Source organism: Paraconexibacter sp. (genome assembly GCF_041602235.1).
Lineage (GTDB): Bacteria > Actinomycetota > Thermoleophilia > Solirubrobacterales > Solirubrobacteraceae > Paraconexibacter.
Genome location: NZ_JBFIGP010000270.1, coordinates 1 through 5,112, shown reverse-complemented (window position 1 = coordinate 5,112; position 5,112 = coordinate 1). Strand labels below are relative to the sequence as shown.

The 5,112-nt window shown below is 72.5% G+C and carries 5 protein-coding genes; 3 read left to right on the top strand and 2 right to left on the bottom strand.

Features of this window, described 5'->3' with window-relative positions; genetic code table 11:
- Both ABYE80_RS16845 and ABYE80_RS16840 read left to right on the top strand, forming a co-directional pair.
- A partial coding sequence (locus ABYE80_RS16845; RefSeq protein ID WP_372791464.1) for an aldehyde dehydrogenase family protein occupies positions 1-790 on the top strand: 790 nt, incomplete at its 5' end.
- Positions 791-885: 95 nt separating this feature from the next.
- Positions 886-1,527: an SDR family oxidoreductase gene (locus ABYE80_RS16840; RefSeq protein WP_372791463.1), complete on the top strand. Its 642-nt coding sequence runs from the start codon at positions 886-888 to the stop codon at positions 1,525-1,527.
- A 17-nt stretch (positions 1,528-1,544) separates the two neighbouring features.
- On the opposite strand, the gene ABYE80_RS16835 is transcribed toward ABYE80_RS16840, so the two are convergent.
- The gene (locus ABYE80_RS16835; protein ID WP_372791465.1) at positions 1,545-2,063 is read right to left on the bottom strand and encodes a winged helix-turn-helix transcriptional regulator; all 519 of its coding nucleotides are present in this window, start codon (positions 2,061-2,063) and stop codon (positions 1,545-1,547) included.
- Between the two features lie 77 nt (positions 2,064-2,140).
- On the opposite strand from ABYE80_RS16835, the gene ABYE80_RS16830 reads away from it, so the two are divergent.
- Positions 2,141-4,297: an MMPL family transporter gene (locus ABYE80_RS16830; RefSeq protein ID WP_372791462.1), complete on the top strand. Its 2,157-nt coding sequence runs from the start codon at positions 2,141-2,143 to the stop codon at positions 4,295-4,297.
- A 21-nt stretch (positions 4,298-4,318) separates the two neighbouring features.
- Here ABYE80_RS16830 and ABYE80_RS16825 read toward each other — a convergent pair whose 3' ends face one another.
- The gene (locus ABYE80_RS16825) at positions 4,319-4,966 is read right to left on the bottom strand and encodes a cation diffusion facilitator family transporter (protein WP_372791460.1); all 648 of its coding nucleotides are present in this window, start codon (positions 4,964-4,966) and stop codon (positions 4,319-4,321) included.
- Positions 4,967-5,112 lie beyond the last annotated feature (146 nt).

Below are 5,112 nucleotides of genomic sequence, written 5' to 3'. Positions count from 1 at the left end.
CGGGGCGAAGAACCACATGGTCGTCATGCCCGACGCGGTGATGGACAAGACGGCGGAGGGCATCATCGCCAGCGCCTTCGGGGCCGCCGGACAGCGCTGCATGGCGGGATCGGTCGTCGTCGCGGTCGGCGAGGCGTGGGACCTGCTGCGGAAGGAGCTCGTCCCCCGGACCTCCGCGCTGCGGGTCGGCCCAGGGGCAGCGGGCGACAGCGACGTCGGGCCGGTCATCTCCGACGCGGCCGGCGCGCGGATCACGGCAGCCGTGGAGGCCGCGATCGCCGAAGGCGCCCGGGCGGCGGTCGACGGTCGCGATGTCCCGGTCGCCACTGGGACCGATGACGGCGCCGGGGCCGGCGACGCCGCGGACAGTGCCGTCACGACGTCCTCGACGCGCTACGTGGGGCCGACGATCCTCGAGGGGGTGGACCCCTCCAGCGAGACGGTGCGCGAGGAGATCTTCGGTCCCGTCCTGGCGGTCGTCGAGGTCGAGACCCTCGCCGAGGCGATCGAGGTCGTCAACGCCAGTCGCTACGGCAACGGGACCACGATCTTCACGGAGTCCGGCGCGGCCGCGCGCCGCTACCGCGTCGACGTCCAGGCGGGCATGGTCGGGGTCAACGTCGGGGTGGCGGCGCCCGTCGCGTTCTTCCCCTTCTCCGGCTGGAAGGACTCGTTCTTCGGGGACGTGCACGCGCACGGTACGGACGCGATCGACTTCTACACGCGCAAGAAGACCGTCACGACGCGGTGGTACTCGGAGGAGGCAGTCGGTCGCTTCTTCGTGGAGTAGCCAGCCCGTACACCGGCTGTCGCGGCGGGCGGCGCGACCGAAGGCGGGCGCGCTCGTGGTGTCACGTCGGGCGGTGAAACGGGTAGGCCGGACGCATGGACATCGCCATAGCCGGAGGTCACGGGCAGATCGCCCAGCACCTGATCCCGCTGCTCGTCTCGCGCGGAGACCGCGTCCGGGGGCTGATCCGCAAGCCCGAGCAGGCCGACGACCTGCGGAACCTGGGAGCAGAGCCGGTCCTGCTCGACCTCGAGAACGCCGACGACTCCGAGGTCGCCGAGGCGGTGCGCGGAGCGGATGCCATCGTGTTCGCGGCGGGGGCGGGGCCGGGGAGCGGCCCTGAGCGCAAGATGCGCGTGGACCGTGACGGCGCCGTGAAGCTCACGCGCACCGGCGTGGGACGGTTCGTGATGCTCTCCTCGATGGGAGCGGACGATCCGCCGGAAGGGGACGAGACCTTCGCCGTCTACCTCCGGGCGAAGGCGCAGGCCGACGACGCGGTCAAGGCCTCGGGGATGCGGTACGCGATCCTGCGGCCCGGAGCGCTGACCGACGAGGCCGCGACCGGCAGGGTCGAGATCGCGCCGTCAGTGCCGCGCGGGGAGATCCCGCGCGAGGACGTCGCACGGATCCTGGCCGAGATCCTGGCCCACGACGAGATCGACGCGCTCGTGGTGGAGGCGACCGCGGGCACCACCCCGGTCGCCGACGCGGTGTCCGGGATGCTGGGGGACTGAGCGGTCGCGCGTACCGGTCACGTCTGCGGCGGCTGGGCCTCGCCGCCCGACCCGACCAACGCCTGGAGACGAGCGATCGCCGCCGGGACCTCGGTGGTCCCGGGCCCGGCGCTGGCGCCCGGCCCGAGGTACGGCACCGCCTCGCCGACGCGCAGGGGCTCGCCGCAGCAGGAGCACACCACGCGGGGTTCGGAGACCTGCCCGCACAGCAGGTGGCGCCACAGGACCGGAGGACCGGTCTCGTCCGACATCCAGCGGTCGCCCCAGGCCTGGAGGCCCAGGAGCGCGACGATGAGCTCCGAGCCCTTCTGCGTCAGCCGGTAGTCGTAGCGCGGCGGGTGCTCCTGGTAGGTGACGCGGTCGACGACCTCGTCGTCGACGAGGGCGGTGAGCCGCTCCGTGAGCACGCGGCGCGAGACGCCGAGGTTGCGCTGGATGGCGTCGAACCGCGAGATGCCGAGCGCGATGTCGCGCAGGACCAGCGGCGTCCAGCGGTCACCGATGACCCCGAGGGTGCGGGCCAGGGAGCACGACATCTCGCTGAAGGGAGCTGACGGCACACGACGATCCTAGTGGGTTCCGAAGTAAAACTCACTCTGCTAGGTTCCGGACCATGCTCGAGCGCCTGGCGGATCTCACGTGGCGGCGACCCCGTCTGGTGCTGGCGGTGGTCGCCGCGCTGGCGGTCGTCGGGGTCGGGGTGGGGCACGACGTCGAGCGACACCTCTCGGCCGCAGGCTTCACGGACGCCGACTCCGAGAGCGAGCGTGCCGGCCGCGCGCTGCACGAGGCCCTCGGCTACGACGGCACGACGGGTCTGATCTTCCTCGTCCGCGCGCCCGACGGCGGCCCTCTTGAAACCGCACGTCCGGCGGTGCGCCGGGAGATCGACCGTCTCGCCACGACGCTCGCCCGCGTCCCCGGGGTCGGCAAGGTCGACGATCCGCGCAGCGATCCCGCGGCCGCCGGACTGCTCGCACGCGACGGTCGCTCGCTGATCCTCGGGGCCCACCTCACCTCGCCCGATCTGGAGGTCACGGGCGGCGAGGTGGCCGAGCGGGCGCGACGCGCGGTCCGCTCAACCGTGCTCGACGTTCGGATGGGCGGTTTCGCGGCGGGCTTCAACGACGTCAACGACCAGACGCGCAAGGACCTGACCAACGCGGAGCTGATCGCGTTCCCGGCGCTCGCCGTGCTGCTGCTGCTGGTGTTCCGCGGGGTCGTCGCCGCAGCGGTGCCGCTCCTGATCGGCATGCTGTCGATCCTCGGCACGTTCCTCGTGATGCGGGTCATGGCGACGTTCGTGGACACGTCGGTGTTCGCGCTGAACATCGCGACCGCACTCAGCCTGGGGCTGGCCGTGGACTACGCCCTCCTGCTCATCTCGCGCTACCGCGAGGAGATCGAGCGCGACGGTCCCTCGCGCGAGGCCCACCGGCGCACCGTGGTCAGCGCCGGCCGGACCGCGCTGTTCTCCGGGTTCACCGTGGCCGTGGCGATGGCGGCGCTGATCGTGATGCCGCAGCGCTTCCTGTACTCCGTCGGCGTCGCCGGGGCGGCGGTCGGCGTGCTGTCGGCACTGATCTCCGTGCTGGTGGTGCCGTCGTTGCTCGCGTTGCTCGGCACACGCATCAACGCGCTGTCGATCCGCCGTGGCCCGGACGTCGCCGCCGACTCCGGTGCGTGGCATCGGCTGGCCCGCGGGGTCATGCGGCGCCCCGTGCTCGTCGGTCTGGCGAGCGCCGGCCTCATGCTGGCTGCCGCGTCCCCGCTCACCGGCACGGTCCTGACGGGCCCCTCTGCGGAGGCCGTGCCGCCCGGGCTCCCGTCCTACGAGCCCAACGCCTACGTGGCGGAGCACTATCCGGGCGACATCACGGGGGCGGCGACGGTGCTCGTGCAGGGGAGCGCGACCAAAGCCCAGCTCGCCGCGTTCTCGGCGGAGATACGGGGTCTGGAGGGCGTCGTCGGGGTGACCCCGTTCGTCAAGGCCGATGGGGTCGCGTTCACCAACGTCGATCTCCGCGACCGACCGTTGTCGGGCGCCTCCCAGGACCTCGTGCGCGAGATCCGCGCGCTGCCGCCGCCCGGGGCCTCGTCGGTCCTCGTCTCCGGCAACACGGCTCGGTTCATCGACCAGAAGGAGAGCCTCGTGGCGCACGCGCCGCTCGTGATGGCGATCATCGCGGCCGGGACGCTGGTGCTGCTGTTCCTCCTGACGGGCTCGGTGCTGCTGCCCATCAAGACGCTGCTGATGAACGTCCTGACGCTGGCGGCCGCGCTGGGCGTCCTCGTGCTCTGCTTCCAGCACGGCTGGATCGGCGGGCTCGTCGACTACACGGGGCCGGGCGCGATCGAGGTGACCAGCCTGGTGTTCCTGTTCGCGGTCACGTTCGCGCTCGCCACCGACTACGCCGTGCTCGTGCTGTCCAGGATCAAGGAGCAGCACGACCTCGGGGCGAGCACCGAGGACGCGGTGGCCGTCGGCATCGGGCGCACGGGGCGCATCATCTCCGCGGCGGCGCTGATGATCGCGGTCGTCTTCCTGGCGTTCGCCGTGAGCCCGGTGTTCTTCATGAAGCAGATGGCGGTCGGCATGGCCATCGGCGTCCTGTTCGACGCGACGGTCGTCCGCGGTCTTCTCGTCCCCGCGCTCATGCGCATGTTCGGGGAGTGGAACTGGTGGGCGCCGGCCCCGCTGGCCCGCCTGCAGCGGCGGTACGGGCTGCGTGAGGCGCCGAGCGCCGACGTGGTGACCGAGCCCGCGTGAGTCCGGCGCGCGTGCGCCGCCTCAGGCCCGCACCGTGCGCCACGAGTCGATGGTGATGCGCACGATCACCGCGGTGATGCACAGCCCGATCAGCGGGTCCGCCCGCTGGAGACCCAGTGCGAGGACGGCGGCCGAGGCGACCACCGCGAGCGAGACGTAGGCGTCCGCGCGGGCGTGGGCCCCGTCGGCGATCAGCGCCGGGCTGTCGAGTCGCCGGCCCGCCCGCGTGCGGATCGTCGCCGCGAGCGCGTTGCCGGCGAAGCCGACGAGGCCCGCGGCGGCCAGGGCGCCGAGGTACTCGACCTCGCGGGGATCGATCAGCCGGTCGACGGTCTCGTAGGCCGCGACCAGCGCCGACACGAAGATGGCGGCGACCACGAAGAGTCCCGCGGTCCGCTCGGCGGACGCCGAGCGCAGCAGGAACGCGATGCCGAGCGGGATCGCGGTCGCGGCATCCCCGAGGTTGTGGATCACGTCGGCCAGGAGGGACACGCTGTCGGACAGCGCGACGAGGACCGCACCCTGGGCCAGGGCGGTGAGCGCGAGGACGGCGAAGGACAGGGTGACCGCGCGCACCCCGGCCCGTGACCGCTTGATCTCGTCGTCGACCAGACCGTGGGTGTGGCCGTGCGGTCCGTGGTGGTGATGGTGGTCGTTGGCGCCGGACATGCGTCCCGCCCTCGAGCCTACGCCGGGCCGCGCGAGGGCGGGATCGCCACCGGCCCATCTGGTTGGACCAGTTGCTAGGTTCGGCGACGATGCGCTTCAGGTCGGGGACGGGAACCATCGCGGGCGTGCTCGCCCTGCTGACGCTG